At 38.9% G+C, this 17,265-nt stretch carries 13 protein-coding genes; 7 read left to right on the plus strand and 6 right to left on the minus strand.

Annotated elements, in window-relative coordinates:
• The first annotated feature begins 2 nt into the window (after positions 1-2).
• Positions 3-1,820 carry a dipeptide ABC transporter ATP-binding protein gene (locus NDN11_RS09120; protein WP_251109410.1) on the plus strand — a complete coding sequence of 606 codons (1,818 nt, stop codon included), beginning with the start codon at positions 3-5 and terminating at the stop codon, positions 1,818-1,820.
• Positions 1,821-1,847: 27 nt separating this feature from the next.
• Entirely contained in the window at positions 1,848-3,113 is a 1,266-nt protein-coding gene (locus NDN11_RS09125; RefSeq protein ID WP_251109411.1) for an acyl-CoA dehydrogenase family protein, read from the plus strand.
• Positions 3,114-3,466: 353 nt separating this feature from the next.
• Here the strand turns inward: NDN11_RS09125 and NDN11_RS09130 are convergent, their stop codons facing one another.
• The gene (locus tag NDN11_RS09130) at positions 3,467-4,519 is read right to left on the minus strand and encodes an ABC transporter substrate-binding protein (protein WP_251109412.1); all 1,053 of its coding nucleotides are present in this window, start codon (positions 4,517-4,519) and stop codon (positions 3,467-3,469) included.
• 284 nt (positions 4,520-4,803) lie between these two features.
• On the opposite strand from NDN11_RS09130, the gene NDN11_RS09135 reads away from it, so the two are divergent.
• From NDN11_RS09135 to NDN11_RS09155, 4 genes are all read left to right on the plus strand, one after another.
• Positions 4,804-6,615: an ABC transporter ATP-binding protein gene (locus NDN11_RS09135; protein WP_251109413.1), complete on the plus strand. Its 1,812-nt coding sequence runs from the start codon at positions 4,804-4,806 to the stop codon at positions 6,613-6,615.
• Positions 6,612-8,444 carry an ABC transporter ATP-binding protein gene (locus NDN11_RS09140; protein ID WP_251109414.1) on the plus strand — a complete coding sequence of 611 codons (1,833 nt, stop codon included), beginning with the start codon at positions 6,612-6,614 and terminating at the stop codon, positions 8,442-8,444. Before NDN11_RS09135 ends, NDN11_RS09140 begins: the two co-directional genes overlap by 4 nt.
• A gap of 164 nt (positions 8,445-8,608) precedes the next feature.
• Positions 8,609-11,101 carry a TonB-dependent receptor plug domain-containing protein gene (locus NDN11_RS09150; RefSeq protein ID WP_251109416.1) on the plus strand — a complete coding sequence of 831 codons (2,493 nt, stop codon included), beginning with the start codon at positions 8,609-8,611 and terminating at the stop codon, positions 11,099-11,101.
• 37 nt (positions 11,102-11,138) lie between these two features.
• On the plus strand, positions 11,139-12,401 hold the full coding sequence (locus tag NDN11_RS09155) for a lipase family protein (protein ID WP_502801315.1): 1,263 nt from the start codon (positions 11,139-11,141) through the stop codon (positions 12,399-12,401).
• Between the two features lie 92 nt (positions 12,402-12,493).
• Here NDN11_RS09155 and NDN11_RS09160 read toward each other — a convergent pair whose 3' ends face one another.
• Complete coding sequence (locus NDN11_RS09160; RefSeq protein ID WP_251109417.1) at positions 12,494-13,582, minus strand: LLM class flavin-dependent oxidoreductase; 1,089 nt, start codon at positions 13,580-13,582, stop codon at positions 12,494-12,496.
• A gap of 312 nt (positions 13,583-13,894) precedes the next feature.
• On the opposite strand from NDN11_RS09160, the gene NDN11_RS09165 reads away from it, so the two are divergent.
• Entirely contained in the window at positions 13,895-14,971 is a 1,077-nt protein-coding gene (locus NDN11_RS09165; RefSeq protein ID WP_167247227.1) for a sigma-54 interaction domain-containing protein, read from the plus strand.
• Between the two features lie 36 nt (positions 14,972-15,007).
• On the opposite strand, the gene tatC is transcribed toward NDN11_RS09165, so the two are convergent.
• The 4 genes from tatC to NDN11_RS09185 form a co-directional block, all read right to left on the minus strand.
• A complete protein-coding gene (gene tatC, locus NDN11_RS09170; protein WP_167247229.1) occupies positions 15,008-15,757 on the minus strand; it encodes a twin-arginine translocase subunit TatC in 750 nt (249 codons plus the stop codon).
• Complete coding sequence (tatB, locus tag NDN11_RS09175) at positions 15,754-16,170, minus strand: Sec-independent protein translocase protein TatB (protein WP_251109418.1); 417 nt, start codon at positions 16,168-16,170, stop codon at positions 15,754-15,756. Before tatB ends, tatC begins: the two co-directional genes overlap by 4 nt.
• Positions 16,171-16,183: 13 nt before the next feature.
• Complete coding sequence (locus NDN11_RS09180; RefSeq protein ID WP_004655037.1) at positions 16,184-16,399, minus strand: Sec-independent protein translocase subunit TatA; 216 nt, start codon at positions 16,397-16,399, stop codon at positions 16,184-16,186.
• 95 nt (positions 16,400-16,494) lie between these two features.
• Entirely contained in the window at positions 16,495-17,250 is a 756-nt protein-coding gene (locus tag NDN11_RS09185) for an ABC transporter ATP-binding protein (RefSeq protein ID WP_049175663.1), read from the minus strand.
• Positions 17,251-17,265 lie beyond the last annotated feature (15 nt).

Raw genomic sequence — 17,265 nt, forward strand, 5'->3', positions numbered from 1 at the left:
GCATGGCAGATCTATTTAAAAATACCGTATTGACTGTAAAAGACTTAACTGTGGCATTGGTAAACACTGGTAATCATATCGTTTCTGATATTTCATTTAATCTACGAGAAGGTGAAGTTCTAGGATTAGTTGGCGAGAGTGGTTCAGGTAAAACCACATTATCCAGTGCCTTATTGGGCTATGCACGATATGGAGCCAAGATTATTCAAGGCACAATTGAACTGGATGATGAAGATATTCTCAGTTTAGATGATCATGCTTTACGTCAAGTGCGTGGTTATAAAATGAGTCACGTCGCCCAAGATCCAGGAACAGCACTCAATCCAGCATTAAGTATCGGTCAACATTTATTTGAACTATTAGAAGTCCATCAAACACAGCTATCTAGTACGGAAAAATACCAAAAGGTTGCCAAAATTTTAAATGAAGTAGGATTGCCGCATGATGAGCTATTTCTAAAGCGCTATCCTCATCAGCTTTCGGGTGGGCAACAACAACGAATTTTATTGGCCTTGGCATTCTTGCTACAGCCACGTTTGATCGTTCTGGATGAGCCAACCACCGCATTAGATGTGACGACGCAGACATTGGTGTTGAATATCATTCGTAAATTATGTCGGGAATATAACGTTGCTGCTATCTATGTATCGCATGATTTAACCGTTGTAAAAGATATAGCCGATCGAGTGATTGTTTTGTACTCAGGGCGGATTACTGAAGATACGGTATTAACCCAACTATTTGAAACGCCTAAACATCCTTATACACAAGGTTTACTTAACGCGATTCCTGATGTGGCTATCCGTAAATATTTATCTCCAATTGAGGGACGGGCACCTTCACCAAATGAGCGTCCAGTGGGATGTGCATTTGCGGCACGTTGTAGTTTCGCCACAGATATATGTCGTCAAAAACAACCGGAATTAACTCAATTAAAACATGGGTTTGATCCGCATTTTGTTGCTTGTCACCATTCGGATCATGTCGGTGTGATTGATTTTAAAGAGATTGATCATCAAGTGATTGAAAGAGAAACAGATCGGGAAGCCTTGTTAAAAGTTGAACATATTAATGCATGGTATGGGCAGCAACAGGCACTTTTTGATATCTCACTTCAACTCAAAAAAGGCGAATGTTTAGCATTGGTGGGTGAATCGGGTTCAGGAAAAACCACTTTATCGCGTGTCATTGCTGGTCTGAATGAAAATGCAGATGGACGAATTACATTGGCAGATGAAGTCTTGTCGTTGCGTGGGCAACAGCGTCATTTGCAGCAGCGGCATAAACTGCAATATATCTTTCAAAACCCTTATAAGGCTTTGAATCCAGCACATACGATTGGTCAGACATTAATTAAAGTTGTACAGCATTTCTTTGGAGCATCTCGACAAGAAGCCATAGAAAAAGTCACGCAGGTACTTAAACAAGTCTCTCTGCCTATACAAGTTCAGGAACTCTATCCAAGAGATTTATCGGGTGGGGAGCGACAACGAGTGGCGATCGCACGAGCTTTGTTGTGCCAACCTGAGATTTTGATTTGTGATGAGATTACATCTGCTTTGGATGTTTCAGTTCAGGCTTCTATCTTAAAACTGCTACAAGACCTCCAACAGCAAGGTGTGACCTTACTATTTGTGACCCATAACCTAGGGGTTGTTCGAGCAATCGCAGATCGAGTCGCCGTATTAAAAAATGGACATATTGTTGAATATGGCGAAACAGATCAAGTGCTTAGTCATCCTCAACATACATATACCACAACTTTGCTTACCCATGCGCCAAGCTTATTTAAAAACAAGGTCCTTGAAGTTTGCGCATAAAAAAGAATAGATTTTCTGGAGTTAACAATGAACGACATTAACCAACGTAATTTTTTAGAATTAGGCAGTATTAGGCATATTCAAAGTGAACAAGAAGCACTTGATATTGCAAAAGAGGTGGCAGATCAACTGAATCAATTTGCTCGAGACCCCAGTTATAATAAGACCATACCTTATGAACAGGCACGCTTAATTTCAGAAGCTGGTTTAACTGCAATTATTGTACCCAAGCAATTTGGGGGCTTAGGTGCCAGTATTTCAACTTTGGTCAATGTGGTGAAAATTATTTCATCAGCAGATGGTGGTGTTGGGCAGTTATTACAGATTCACTTCACCATGTTCCGAGGAATTCTAACTGGCTACGATGAAGACATTCGTAATCAACTACTTGGTGATATCTTAAGCGGAAAGCGTTTGGGCAATGCACTTGCAGAAGTGGGTGGTAAAGATAAATTTCAGCATAAGACGCGTGTAGAGCGAAATACAGAAGGGCAATTAATTTTAAATGGCAGTAAATTCTACTCTACGGGTTCTTTACTCGCAGAATGGATTTCCTTATTTGCGGGTAGTGATGATGGACCTGTCTCGATTTTAATTCATCGTGATACGCAGGGTGTAGAGTTACTCGATGATTGGGATGCGATGGGACAAAATAATAGTGTCAGTGGCACTGTTAATTTTAAAGATGTGATTGTTGATGAACGTTATGTTGCCAAGCGGAATACGGGTGGTTTAGGCACTGTTTTACGTACCGGGCTGACTTGGCCTCAGATTTTACATGCTGCAATGGACACAGGAATTGCCAAAGGCGCGCTACAAGGTGGGATTGATTATTTACAACATCATGCTCGACCTTGGGTAGAAAGTGGGGTCGATTCGCCTACGCATGAGCCTCATATCATCAAACAGATTGGTGAATTTGCTGTTTTGGTTCGTTCGGCTGAGGCATTATTGGATCGTTCCGCACAGATTTTTGAACAGCATTTGGCAAATCTAGAGGATGAAGACTTGCAAACTGAACTGATTTTATCGGTTGCTGCCACTCGTAGTCAGTCTGACCATGCATCTTTAAAAATTTCGAGTGAAATTTTTGGATTACTTGGTGCTAGTTCAACTTTATCGAAATGGAACCTAGACCGTTTCTGGCGTAATGCACGAACCCATACCACGCATGATCCAATTCGCTGGAGGCTATATCATGTTGGAAATTATTATTTAAATAATATTCCACCAGGAGAATATAACTCTGTACTTCTGAAGAAGCAGGCGGAAAATGTGACTAAATTTAATTAAACTGAGTTCGACTTAAATATTTCTATAACTTATTGAAAAAATATCTTGGTGGAATCTTACCAAGTTCTCATCCAATTTCAGGATAAGCTGTCGGCTCGACCTACTTTTGTTTCGGCATGAGGAGCGAAGCTCCGCAAGGGCAACCATCTTGCGCAGCTATCGCTGCTCACTGCAAAACCTGTTCATTTTTTTGGATTTATTTCAAATGTATCGTAGAAACATTATTTTACGTACATCACGCAGGTTGCTGATGACGTTTCCGAGTATCATATTTCTTGTTGAATTCAGCTTAATTAATAAAATCAAGTTGTAAAAAAGGTTGTCATCATGACAACCTTTTTTATTTTAAAGTATTAAGCCACTTGAGTTTGAATAGAAATATCTTGTGCCAGCCATTCACGAACATTAATTTGTGCTGGTACAAAGTTCCAGCGATAGAGAAAGTCACTCAAGTCTTGTAATGCAATAATAGAGATTTCATCAAAGTTAGTGTTCAGTTTCAGGTGTGCATCCGCACCGTATGCTGCATCAACCCATTGCTCACTACTATTACATTCTTTTGCGAGATAGCGATGAGTTTCATCAGCGTGCGCATGTGCCCATTGTTCTGCTTGTAAAACAGCATCAACAATCAATTTTGCCTGCTCTGGATATTGCGTTAGAAAATCTTCATCAACAGTGAGCGTTCTTGGTGTTCCATTATTGGAGCGTAGAATAGGATCTGGATGTGAACCAATATCAATAATCGTGTGCAGGGCGAAATCATGAGCAATTTGTGCAGCATGTGCACCTTTTAGAAAAATGGCATCTACATCACCTTTAATTAATGCCACGATCTCTGCACTTGCGCTGATTTTATTGCGACTACCATAAAAGCTAGAATCATTTTCTTCTGGCTGTTGTTGCTGTGCGGCTAAAATATCTGCTCGTAAACAATCGACTAATTCAAGATCGTTTACCTTCAAATTTACTGTTTTTAAAGCATTTTCTAAACCACGAATCGCCTGTGCACGTGAGAAGTCAATAATTGCATCTTGATTCAGTGGAATTCCAAAACGTTTGCCTTTTAGGTCAGCAACAGTTTTGATGTTTGAATCATAGCGTGTTAACAACAATTGGACTTCATCCGCCCAAGATAAGCCAATCACTTTGGTTTTTTGACCAGATGCATATGCCCAAATTGCAGGAATACTGCCGCCATGCCGAACTGAATTGGCAAGGGTATGGTTAAAATGAGAGTTACGAATATCTTTGGAATTTGATTCTCGAATTGATTTTATTTCAATCTGCTGCTTATCAAACTTTTCTTTGAGCCAACCCTTTTGAATTGAAATGCCTAAGCCTGTTGGAACAGGGCAACGTGTGTACCAAAGTGTGTTTAATGGTTGAGTTTGAAGTGTTGTCATTGTGACATCCTTTTGTGATTTGTATGCTTTAAAGCAAAAATGGTGCCACTCATTAATTTATTGATATTTATAGGTTATTTTTAATATCTTTTTTTATGATGTTGATATATCAATTTTTGTTGCGATTACAGCAAATCAATTTCAATAGTGTTTTAAAATCAACACTCACAATAAATAAAGATCTATAAAATCAATATAAAACAATAATTTAAAATATTTTTTTAGATTATCGATCTGGCATGAATCTCGCACTAATACAAAATCTTAAATTTATTCTATCTTTTATGTTTAAAAATTATCCATTATTACGAAGTTTGGCTTTGTATCGATTTATGCCATTTCGTTTCTTATTGACGACGACCTTATTTGTTATTGCAAATATAGGGTTAGCACTCCAACAATATTCAATTGGTCATGCGATTGATACCTTAAGACATAGTGAAAGAGAAACCTTATTTCAACATACGCTTTCTGATCCTTTGAACCCCTGGTTTTGGTTCATTCTTCTTGCGAGTATTGCTGGCATTAGGGCTGTTATTCAGTATCTGGCAGGGTTAAGTGCTTTAACCATTGGTCAGCAATTACTGAGTATTTTAAGGGAAAGAATCTTTTATCAAGTACAGCATTTAGATGTTTCGTGGCACTGGAAGCATGGGTTGGGAGAGGTATTATCTCGAACCACCCGTGATTCAGACAAATTAAAAGAAGCGCTCATCAATTTTTGGCGACAAGTGTTTGAGTCAAGTTTGGTTGTCATCGTGACCGTTGGACTCTTGTGTTGGTACCACCCTTGGCTGGGATTAGTTCCTTTATTATTTATTTTTTTAGGGCTTTGGGTCCTATTTAAGCTGACCAATCAATTGGTCGTATTGGATCATCAAGTTGCTTCTGCCTACGAAAAAGTCAGTGATAGCTTAGCGGAAAGCGTGAATGGGATTCGAGTGGTCAAAGCGTTCCAGCTTGAAGAGAAACTTTCACAGCGCTTTAATCATGCTGTAGATCTATTTATTCATCATTCTATCCAGACCATCAGGACTAGTGCAAAACGATTACCTATCCCACAAGTGATTATTGCCTGTTCCTATTTATGGGTCATTGCTTTTGGTGCTTATTTAATTGGACAAAATCAGTTGCAAGTGGGGCAATTTGTGGCTGCCATTCTCATGGCAAATTTATTGGTGTTTCGTATTGAAAGCATTGGTCAAGTTTTACATATTTTTGCTGATGCACGTTCATCTGCAACAAGAATATGGCAAATGCTAGATCAGAAGTCCGCAATAGAAGATCAATTATACCCTCTGCCGTTGCAATGGCGTGATGAGTTAAACATTAGATTAGAAAATGTAAGCTTTCAGGATAAAACAACGCATAAGTATATTTTAAAACACTGTCATGTTGAATTTCGAGCAGGTGAAATCGTCACTGTTGTAGGAAAAACTGGCTCAGGTAAAACGACTTTGATGAATTTACTCAATCGGTTTATTGATCCAACAGAAGGTCAAGTTCTGATTGGTTCTGAGCAAACAGGCTGGACCAATATTAAAGATTTAAGCTTATTTGAATTACGTCATTTGGTTCAGATCATTCCTCAGGAAAATTTCTTTTTTAGCGGCACATTGGCAGATAACTTGAGAATTGCGAAGCAAGATGCAACGGAGCAAGAGATGAGAGATGCGTTACATTTAGCGTCGGCATCAGAACTATTACAACGACTTGATAATGGACTAGACACGCTGATTGGGGACAAAGGTGTGACTTTGTCAGGAGGACAAAAACAACGTCTAGCTTTGGCCCGCTCTATTCTAAAGAATTCACCAATTTTAGCTTTAGATGACTCAACCAGTGCCTTAGATGCGACGACAGAAAAACAAGTTCTACAGCGACTATCAGCGCTTTCTAATAGTGGAAACCTTTTAAAAAAAACCATCATTATTAACTCCAATAAACAGACCACGATTGCTTTATCTGACCGAGTTATTGTTGTTGATCAAGGGCGTATCATTGCTCAAGGTACACATGTTGAATTAGTTCAAGATTGTTTATTTTATCGTGAGTTGATGGGCTTTCAGTTACAACAGCAGGAGATTAATGCATGAATAGCAGTGTTAAAAATTTCCGCCCATCTGAAAAATCTGCTGATTTACAAATCGAAGAAAATTTGGCAAATACCTCAATTCATAGAGGGGTGCTAACAAAACTTATTCCTTTAATTTATCCCATCCGTTACTTGTTGCTTGCCTTAATTGCTGTAGAAATTTTACAAGTGATGAGTGTTTTTGTTCGCCCTTGGGTTGTGAAATATATTCTGGACTCGGGCTTTCAACAAATTGCTGGAAAAATGATAATGCATCAGCCCGTTTTATTGATTGCGATAAGCATTCTGGCATTGAGTTGGATGTGTCGTTTTGCTTTAGCAGGCTTATCAAAATATCTTTCAGGCCAAGCAGCGTTGAAAGTGATTAATGGCTTAAGACGTTCTTTGTTTCAGCATATCCAAAGTTTAAATATTGGATATTTTGATCGTACCAAGGCTGGCAGGATTATTTCGCGGGCCGATCGCGATGTTGAAACGCTAGAGCCTGTTTTAATACAAGGGCCACCAGAGCTACTTTCCGCAATTTTGCGTTGCGGATTAGCTTCAGTACTGCTTTGGCATATCTATCCACCTTTTTTTTGGTGCTTATTTGCGACGCTACCCATTTTATTTGGGATGACTGCGATTTTTAAGAAATCATCGCAAAAACATTGGGGACGAGTTGCAGAGGAACGCAGTCGATTTACTGCTCATTTGGTTGAAACAGTAAATGGAGCTAAAATCATTCAGCAGTTAAATTACACCGAGACAAATCAATCTCGTTATCAGGGTTTATTAACAGATTTTAATAATTCTATTATTTATGGCAGTAAGCGGACCAGTTGGTTTGCTCCTTTTACAGGCTTACTTTCAACGCTAGCCACTGCTGGATTTATTGTGATTGGTAGTTATGCGTATAGTGATGGCTTGATTAGTATTGGGCAATTTGCAGAAAGTATTTTCTATGTATTTTTATTCTTAGCGCCCTTACAGGAACTGACCGATCTATTTGAACGTTATGCCAATGGCGCAGCATGTGCACAACGTATATTTCTACTTTTAGATACACAATCTACGATTCAAGAACAACCGAATGCTGTGAAGCTTGAACAGTTGAATGGTCATATTCGATTTCAGTCGGTAGATTTTGCTTATACTCATAAACCTGTTTTACAAAATTTTAATTTGGATATTGAAGCTGGAAAAATCATTGCGATTGTCGGTCCCACAGGACATGGAAAAAGTACTCTGGTCCAGTTACTAACACGGTTTTATGAACCTCAGAAGGGTGGCATCTTTCTAGATCGTTATCCAATACAAAATATTCAGCTTGCCAGTTTAAGGCAGCATGTGAGTATTGTTTTACAAGATAATGTTTTATTTAGTGGAACAATTTTAGATAACTTACGTCTAGTTCAACCTAAAGCTTCAGATCAGCAGCTTATCCAGGTGATTGAAGAGTTGGGGGCCGATGAGATATTGCAACAGCTATCGCAGGGCTATTTCACCGAAGTTGGAGCACTTGGTAAAAATCTTAGTCATGGACAAAGGCAACTTGTTTGTCTGGTTCGTGCTTATTTGGCAAACCCTAAAATATTAATTCTAGATGAAGCGACTTCTGCAATTGATATTTATACAGAGCAAAAAATACAATATGCGCTTAGACGATTATGCCAAAATAGAACCTGTATAGTCATTGCGCATCGGCTGAGTACCATTCGTGAAGCTGATAAAATTGTTCTAATTGAAAATGGTCATGTCGTAGAACAAGGTTCGCATGAGCAGTTAATACAACAACAGGCAGCTTACTTTCAATTGTATCAGTCCTATCTACAAAATCAGCTGGTTTAAGCGGTTTGGAAATTTAAAACTGTAGTTTTATGAACATTTTTTTGAATCATTGTTTAAATTTAAACAATGATTCTTTTATTTTTTTACTCAATATATTGATAATAATAAACAAAATACTTGGCATTGGCTTTGCTATATCGGTTTAGATCGTTAAGGAAGCTTATATGCGTACATATTTTTCTCATTTCATTCTTCACTCCTCACTTTTTGCACTGAGTACACTCACTGCCTCAATTGCTATGGCAAATGATCAAAAAAATTTGTCAGAGAAAGAGGATGTCATCACATTGCAATCTGTCGTTATCACTGGGTCTAGGCGGGCAATTCATAGCTCGCTAGATGCACCGGCACCTGTTGATATTTTAACTGCTAAAGAATTGCAGGAGACTGGCGCGACTGATCTTGCTGCAGCGTTAACACGGCTGTCTCCTTCTGTGAGTTTACCAACTTCTCCAGCAGGTGGATTTGGTGCATCAGTTCCACCAAGTATTGCGCTCAGAGGATTATCTGCAGATCAAACTTTAATTTTGATTAATGGGAAACGTCGACATACAGCAGCGTATTTCACCCGCCAAGCATATGCTGGTGGAAGGGGAGCAGCAGTAACTGATTTAAGTTTAATTCCCGTGAGTGCAATTGAACGCATAGAAATTTTGCGGGATGGTGCTGCGGCACAATATGGATCGGATGCAATCGCTGGTGTTGTTAATATTATCTTGAAATCACGTGATCATGGGGGCGGGCTAAGCTATCAAACTGGTGGCTATACTCAAGGCGATGGTGAACAACATAAAGTTAATCTTTGGAAAGGTTTTACACTTCCTAATGATGGTGCATTGACGGTTGCATTAGATTTAGGCAAACGTGAAGCTGCAAGTAACACGGCACCTGATACACGAACTTTTTATGATGGTTCAACTAAGGCTCAATATACAGAACAAGATACCCCCTATAGAACATGGAAATTTGGCTCACCAGAGCAAAAAGATCAAGTCAATGTGACTGCAAATCTAGATTTACCTTTGACTGATGACGTTGCAATTTATGGTTTTAGTAGTTATGGACATCGCAAGACGATAGGTGAAAACTTTTATGAGCCACCTTCAACCAAAACAGTACTAAATCAATCCAGCTATTTTAAAGAACGTTATCCAGATGGACGTTCGCCGTTGAGCTTAGTCAATGTAGATGATTTTGCAACGACAGTTGGAGTAAAAAAAGGGGAACAGAAGTCAGGTAAATATGATCTTTATGCGACTTACGGACAAAATAAAGTCAGCACAGAACAGGGCAATGGCATTAACCCAAGTTACGGCTCCAACTCACCTTCAAATTATGACTTGGGGGAAAATATCTTTGCACAATTAAATACAGGGCTAGATTATAGCCGTGATATTGCAATTGATGGGTTAGCAAGTCCGCTGACGCTATCTACAGGGGTGTTATATCGCTGGGAGCAATATAAGCAAAATGCTGGTGATCCGATTGCCTATACCCGAGGTCCATATTTCAATCCAAGCACAACTTTGGGAGTTGGTGTTCCTGGGATATATGCCGGAATTACTGACCAAGATCAACGAAAAATTAGTCGTGATGTTTATGGTATCTACCTAGATTTAGAAGCAGATATTGTTAAAAATTTGAATGTTGGGGCTGCCATTCGAAGTGAAAAATATTCAGACTTTGGGTCGACCACCAACGGAAAATTATTTGCCAAATATGATGTATCACCTCAGTTTGCAGTACGTGGTTCAGTCAATACAGGCTATAGAGCACCGTCATTGGCACAACAAGGATATTCGGCTTATAGCGTACAAACGGTGCAAACCCCTTCTGGTTGGCAAGATGTGCAACAAAGAACTCTAGTTGCAGGCAGTGAGGCTGCCTTACTGATTGGCGGAAGCTCACTTAAACCAGAAAAATCCACGAATTACTCATTAGGTTTTGTGTGGAAGCCGTTTGCGAATACCTCAGCAACCTTAGACCTTTATCAAATCGATATTAAAAATCGTATTTTGCTTTCAGACAATATTACTGGAAGTGTAATCACCAATGCATTTGCCAATTCACCGTATTCAAATATTGCCAATGTAGCGTTTTTTAATAATTTACTAGATACACGTACTCAAGGTTTAGAGTTCGCGCTTAAGCATGATTTAAACCTTGAACAATATGGCAAGTTAAATCTGAATCTAGGTCTGGCCTATAACAAAAATGAAATCACGGAAACCAGAGATTCTATCACTACAAAAGGTGAGCGGATTCCCGTTTCAAGTATTGCAGGACGAAATACGCAAAGCCTGATTGAATCTACTGCACCGAAAACAAAACTGACATTTGGTGCGCTTTGGTCAAATCAAGCGTGGAGCGTCAATACTGCAATTCGTCGCTATGATAAATGGACCACCTTAAATAATACCAATACGGCATTAGACCAAACCTTTGATCCGCAGTGGATTGCAGATTTGGATATCGGCTACAAAGCAGATGTATTTGTGAAAGGTCTCAAGTTCAATTTAGGGGCGATCAATTTATTGAATAGCCATCCTGATAAAGCCAAAGATTCTTCGGTCGGCAACATTGTCAAATATAGTTTTAATGCACCTGAAGGTGCATTTGGAACGTATTTATATGGCCGCGTAAGTTACGAATTTTAAATCAAAAATGATGAAACAAATTTTAAGGTAAATGACAATGCAACATACTTTTTTATCAACGTTATGCAAATATTCTTTAATCACAACGATATTAACTGCGAGTTGTTTAACGAAGGCTCAATCAGCGCCAGCACCTGACAATAGATATGGTGATGGTCGAGTTTCTGAGTTTTATACATGGAACTCTGCTATTCCTACACAGGCAGGAAAATTATTAAAAACAGAATCTATTCATAACCCGTATATTCGCTTGGAAAATGATAGTCAGGCGATTCGAATTCTTTATAGCTCTACCAGTGGCAAAGATAGTAAAACACCTATTGTGGTTTCAGGAAGTATTCATTTACCAAAAGGGACACCTCCTAAAGGTGGTTGGCCAGTGGTGTTATGGGCACATGGTACGGTCGGTTTGGCCGACGCTTGTGCGCCGTCTTGGAGTGGACGATCATACCGCGATGTACAATATTTAAACCGTTGGCTTAAAGAAGGATTCGCTGTTGTCGCTACAGATTATGAAGGGTTAGGTGTTGCAGGACCGCACTTATTAATTAATAACCCCATGCTGGCCTATAGTATTTTAGATAGTGGTCGAGCTGCTCTAAAAGCAAAGTTGCCACTTGCCAATAAGTTTGTGATTGTGGGTCAATCTCAAGGAGGCGCGGGAGCTGTTTCGGCTTCTTCCTATTCGGCTACGTATGCACCTGACTTAAATATTAAAGGTTCAATTGGTACAGGCGTGATTTATCAAGATCCTGAGGCGACGCCTGAAAAGAATCAGTTAAAGTTAAACCCTTATGAGGTCAGTCCGTCGCTTGCTTATGGCATCTATAGTTTTTTAGTGACGCAAAGTTTATATCCAGAGATAAAAACAGAAGATATTTTCACACCTGAAGCAGTGCCTTTAGTTGAACAAGCAAGAAATGCGTGCTTAACAAGCTTTATGGGGGATATTCAAACTGCGGGTCTTTCGCCAGCACAAGCGTATAAACCTAATCCACCTGCAAACTATAAAAAACTGCAAGAGAAACAATCGAATGATTATGGTTATTATCCGACATTAAAAATCAGTCACCCATTATTTATCGGAACAGGGGCAAACGATCGCACACCTGATGCCCGATCTCAAATGAAGCTCGTGGCCGATGCGTGTAAAGCGGGTACCGTGGTCGAAGGTCATTTGTATCATGGCTTAGGGCATAGCGAGACCGTCAATGCTTCATTACAAGATTCAATTCCCTTTGCTAAAAAGGTGATTGCAGGAGAAAAAATTCAGGCTATTTGTAAGCCTGATTTACAATAAATATGACATAAAGATTTTCTCACTGGAGAAAATCTTTATTTTAAAAAGCCGCTCCTCAAAGATGTTGAAGAGCGGCTTGATGTTTTAAATGTTTAAGCGATGCGCTTTAATCTTTTTGCAGCCTCTTCACGTACAGTAGGGATGATATAGCGCCCATAATCGACCGTGTCATAGATCGGATCGTAGCCTCGATTTAAAAAGGTGCTAACGCCTAAATCTACATAATCGAGTAATGCTGCAATAATGGTGTCGGGTGTACCAACTAAGGCTGTCGTATCACCATAAGCACCTACAGCTGTTGCAGTAGGCATCCATAATGCACGATCATGTCGATCACCTTGTTGGGCTGCTGCCAATAAGCGTTGTGAACCGACTCCCTTGATTTTGTGCCCAGATAATGTTCCGTTATTTTGAAACGTTGGATTGTTCTGAATATCTGCCAGAATCTGTTCTGCTCGCTGCCAAGCAAGTTCTTCGGTTGCACCAATAATAAGGCGTACGGATAAACTCACAGGGGGCTGTGGTTTATTGGCTTGTTCTGCTGCGAGCTTTAATTTATTGATTTGATCTTTTACACCAGCCAGTGGTTCTCCCCAAAGTGAATACAAGTCGGCATGGCGGACTGCAATTTCATAAGCAATATCGGATGAGCCACCGAATGAAATCGGGATTGTTCCGTTGACTGGCTTTAACGGGCAAAAAGCATTGTCGAGCTTAAAGTATTTACCTTCATAGCTAATGGGTTGATCGCTTTTCCAGAGTTTCTGGATGATATCCAGATATTCACCCGTTCGTTCGTAACGTTGAGTTTTATCGACAATATAATCGCCTTCTTGAGGCTCCGCAGTAATCCCTGTGATCGCATGTAATCGAATTCTTCCACCACCCGTCGTATGGTCAAGTGTTGCAAAAGAACGTGCAGCTAGATTTGGAGTGACAAGAGCGGGACGATGAGCAATCATGAACCCGAGTTGCTCAGTATGCTGTGCCAGATATGCTGCGATTTGTGTACTGTCTGGACTGCTTGGTCCGCTAGCAATTAGAACTTTATCAAAACCAGCATATTCATGCGCCCGTGCATGATAACGTAGATAGTCGAGGTCTATTTTATGACCAATACGTGTACCTTTGGTTTCTGACCATTGGTTAGGAAAAACCATGCCAACAAATTCTATGCTCATTATTAAACCTATTTTGTGGATTTTTAACCAATGAGCAAATTAAGTGCCAAATTTAACCTGATATAAAATAAGTGATTAGGAAATAGTATTTTAATTAAGTGTCTAAATTTGATCAGAAGCATTTATATTCTGCTTGAAAATCAACATTTCGTAAAATGAGAATTATATTCTTAATAAAGTTATAAGGTTAATTTTTAGGGTATCGAATATTTAAATCGTGGATTAAATATCTGTAATTATTATTTATCAGTTTTGTAATTGAATTGTACTATTCTATTTTAATATCATCCTCATCTATTTAAAGGATTAATTATGAAATCCTATTTGGATAATGATTATAAAGTAATTACTTTGCCAGATAACGGGGTACCTGTAAAACCAATTCGAGCAAAAGCAATTATTTTTTCAGATCAAAACTCCCGTAAATTGTTAAATCAAGTTGAAACCATTGCTCCAAGCTCTGCTAGCGTTATCATTCAAGGTGAGTCGGGCACAGGTAAAGAGTTGATTGCACGTGAAATTCATTTAAAAAGTGATCGTAAAAACAAACCTTTTCTTGCCGTGAACTGTGGGGCACTCGTTGAAACACTGGCTGAGTCAGAGTTATTTGGCTATGAAGCTGGTGCCTTTACAGGGGCAAATAAGACACGCGCTGGTATTTTTGAAACAGCCGATGGTGGTACTTTGTTCTTAGACGAGGTGGGTGAGTTGCCACTGTCTCTGCAAGTGAAGCTATTACGTGTATTACAAGAAAAAGAAGTGGTACGCGTAGGTGGGCGTAAACCGATTCCAATCGATGTACGTATTTTGTCTGGTACGCATGTAGATTTGCGTAAGGCTGTGGCAGAAAACAAGTTTAGACTCGATTTATACTACCGTTTGAATGTCGTGGTACTGAATATTTTGCCATTACGGGAACGCAAAGGCGATATTTTACCTTTAGTCGATTTTTTCTTAAATTCGTATTCTCAGAAGCTGATTACAACAAAGCCAAATATTAGTGACAGGGCTAGAAATGCACTCCTAAATTATAGTTGGCCAGGCAACATTCGTGAGTTGGAGAACAATATCCATTATGCATTACTGATGAGTAGTGGTAAAACGATTGATATTGAACATCTACGATTTTCTGAAGAAGGTGGATCCGCAGCATTACCAGATAGTGATTTAATTCAGGAATTTGAAGATATTCTGAAGCGTTTATTTCAGGAATATGATGGTGAAGCGTGGCATATTATTGAAGACAAGATTGTGAATACTGCTTTTTCCAGTTGCTGGAATAATCAGGTCAAGACTGCAAAAATGTTAGGTCTATCCCGCAATGTTCTGCGTAATCTTCTATCTCGGTATAATTTATTACCCAATAAGAATGAAAATGAAATTGCATAGAAAAAATATTCTATTTTAAGAACATCCATGTTTGAGCTATGGATGTTCTTTTTTTATGGTTGTTAATTTGGTGATCCATAAACCTAATTCAAATAATAGCCACATGGGGACGGCAAGGGCGAGCATACTAAACACATCTGGAGGGGTAATGAACATTGCAATAAAAAAGAAGAATACAATGATGTGTTTGCGATGTTCTTCCAATTGCTGAATAGAGAGAATACCAATAAAAATAAGAATATAAGTCAAAACTGGGATCTGAAATGCTAGACCAAAAGCAAGAAAAAGCTTTAAACAGAAATCCAGATAGCTATTGATATCCGTCATTGGTAATACATTTTCAGGAGAGGCCAGAACAAAGAATTTTAAGGCTAAGGGTAAGATCAGACCATAAGCAAACAAGAGACCGAGATAAAATAAAGAAATACTGGAAAGGGCTAGAGCGACTCCAAATTTTTTCTCGTTTTGGTAGAGTGCAGGCGCAATGAATTGCCAGAACTGATACAGAATAAAAGGAATACTAACTAAAATTGCCAGATAAATATTGAGTTTGAACGGAGCTAAAAATGTACCCATGACGTCCGTTGCGATCATGGTTGAGTTAACAGGTAACAATGAGATTAAAGGTCGAGCAAGAACATGGTAGTTTTGTTGGGCAAGTGGCAGAAGCAGTAAAAAAATGGCAACAACCGCACCGATGCTATAGATCAAACGTTTTCTTAAATCTTTTAAATGCTCGCTATATCTCATTTCGGTGAGATTTTCACTGACTATGTGTTCGGTCATGCCGCTTGATCCTCACTGAATTTATTTGCTGAGTTAAAATGAGTTAAAAATGGCGTCTTTAGCTTGTCATGTGAGTGGATATAAACACAATTCTGGGTGTACTTTGCTTTGGTCCCTTGTTCCAGAAAAACACTTGATTGTACATTTTCAATTTCTTGTTGCATGAGCGCGAGTTGTTGTTTGAGCTGCTCTTCATTTTGTTTTATTTTTTGCAGCTCTTCTTGCATGATTCTTTTTAGTTCAATCAACTCCAGTTCATTTTCTAGATCATGCTGGATTTTACTGAGGTGATTTTTAATTGCCCTATATTTTAATAGTACCGTTCTTAATGTTTGGGGAAGATTTTCAGGACCTAAAATAATAAGCGCAATAATGCCAAAAGCAAATAGTTCCCCAAAACTGATATTAAACATGACAATCTATCACTTATAACTTGGTCTGCTTTTCGCTATTTGATTCTAACGAATTGATATCTTTGTATTGCTGGTTTTGTATTAGTTTTGGATCATCTGGATTAACAGAGTCTTTAAAGTCTTTAATTGCACCACCCAAATCTTTGCCTAGGTTTTTTAGCTTTGACGTACCAAATAATAAAATAACGATAACGGCAAATAATAGAATATGCCAAATTGATAAACCCATGCTAAAACTCCTGAATAATATATAATAAAGACTATTAATATCACGACATCGCCTGTTTTCTAAATCATATTAATATCGATCAATATTCGATTTAATTATGCGCTATGATCCAGTAGATGAAGTGCTTGATTACGAAAATTGAATAAGCTTTCACTGTCTTTATGTCTTGGATGAGTCAAGGGAATGGGGATAATTTCCTTGATTTTCCCTGGTCGGGCTGACATCACAATTACACGATCTCCAAGATAGACAGCTTCTTCAATATCGTGCGTCACAAGAATCATGGTGATTTTTTCATGTTGCCAGATACGTTGCAGTTCAGCCTGTAAATGACTCCGAGTCATGGCATCCAATGCACCAAACGGTTCATCTAGAAGTAAAATATCGGGTTTGTTGACTAGCCCACGTGCTATTGCTACCCGCTGTGCCATGCCACCAGACAGTTCATGAGGATAGGCATTCTCGAATCCAGTGAGCCCAACAATTTCGATATGCGCTTTCACCCGAGCATTTTTTTCTGAACGACTTAACTCTGTTTCTTCCAGTGCCAAATGGATGTTTTCGGAAACGGTCAGCCAAGGCAGCAAGCGATGCTCCTGAAAAATTAAACCTCGTTTTAAATCTGTCCCTTGGATTGGAATTTGATTGAGTAAAATTTCACCTTGATAGTCTGGGTCTAGTCCTGCAATTAGACGCAGTAGAGTCGATTTTCCACAACCACTGCTGCCGACAATGGAGATAAATTCGCCTTGCTCAATGTCGAGATGAATACCATCTAAAACCGTTAATTTGTTCTGATCACGTTGAAATGATTTATTGAGTTTCTTAATCGAGAGTAAAGGAAAAGACATGTTGAAATCCTGATA

Source organism: Acinetobacter sp. C26M (assembly GCF_023702675.1).
Taxonomy (GTDB): domain Bacteria; phylum Pseudomonadota; class Gammaproteobacteria; order Pseudomonadales; family Moraxellaceae; genus Acinetobacter.

Excerpts from the sequence above, each read along its gene's own strand:
- NDN11_RS09120 (WP_251109410.1), top strand. The coding sequence starts at position 3 with ATGGCAGATCTATTTAAAAATACCGTATTGACTGTAAAAGACTTAACT.
- NDN11_RS09125 (WP_251109411.1), top strand. The coding sequence starts at position 1,848 with ATGAACGACATTAACCAACGTAATTTTTTAGAATTAGGCAGTATTAGG.
- NDN11_RS09130 (WP_251109412.1), bottom strand. The coding sequence starts at position 4,519 with ATGACAACACTTCAAACTCAACCATTAAACACACTTTGGTACACACGT.
- NDN11_RS09135 (WP_251109413.1), top strand. The coding sequence starts at position 4,804 with ATGTTTAAAAATTATCCATTATTACGAAGTTTGGCTTTGTATCGATTT.
- NDN11_RS09140 (WP_251109414.1), top strand. The coding sequence starts at position 6,612 with ATGAATAGCAGTGTTAAAAATTTCCGCCCATCTGAAAAATCTGCTGAT.
- NDN11_RS09150 (WP_251109416.1), top strand. The coding sequence starts at position 8,609 with ATGCGTACATATTTTTCTCATTTCATTCTTCACTCCTCACTTTTTGCA.
- NDN11_RS09155 (WP_502801315.1), top strand. The coding sequence starts at position 11,139 with ATGCAACATACTTTTTTATCAACGTTATGCAAATATTCTTTAATCACA.
- NDN11_RS09160 (WP_251109417.1), bottom strand. The coding sequence starts at position 13,582 with ATGAGCATAGAATTTGTTGGCATGGTTTTTCCTAACCAATGGTCAGAA.
- NDN11_RS09165 (WP_167247227.1), top strand. The coding sequence starts at position 13,895 with ATGAAATCCTATTTGGATAATGATTATAAAGTAATTACTTTGCCAGAT.
- tatC (WP_167247229.1), bottom strand. The coding sequence starts at position 15,757 with ATGACCGAACACATAGTCAGTGAAAATCTCACCGAAATGAGATATAGC.
- tatB (WP_251109418.1), bottom strand. The coding sequence starts at position 16,170 with ATGTTTAATATCAGTTTTGGGGAACTATTTGCTTTTGGCATTATTGCG.
- NDN11_RS09180 (WP_004655037.1), bottom strand. The coding sequence starts at position 16,399 with ATGGGTTTATCAATTTGGCATATTCTATTATTTGCCGTTATCGTTATT.
- NDN11_RS09185 (WP_049175663.1), bottom strand. The coding sequence starts at position 17,250 with ATGTCTTTTCCTTTACTCTCGATTAAGAAACTCAATAAATCATTTCAA.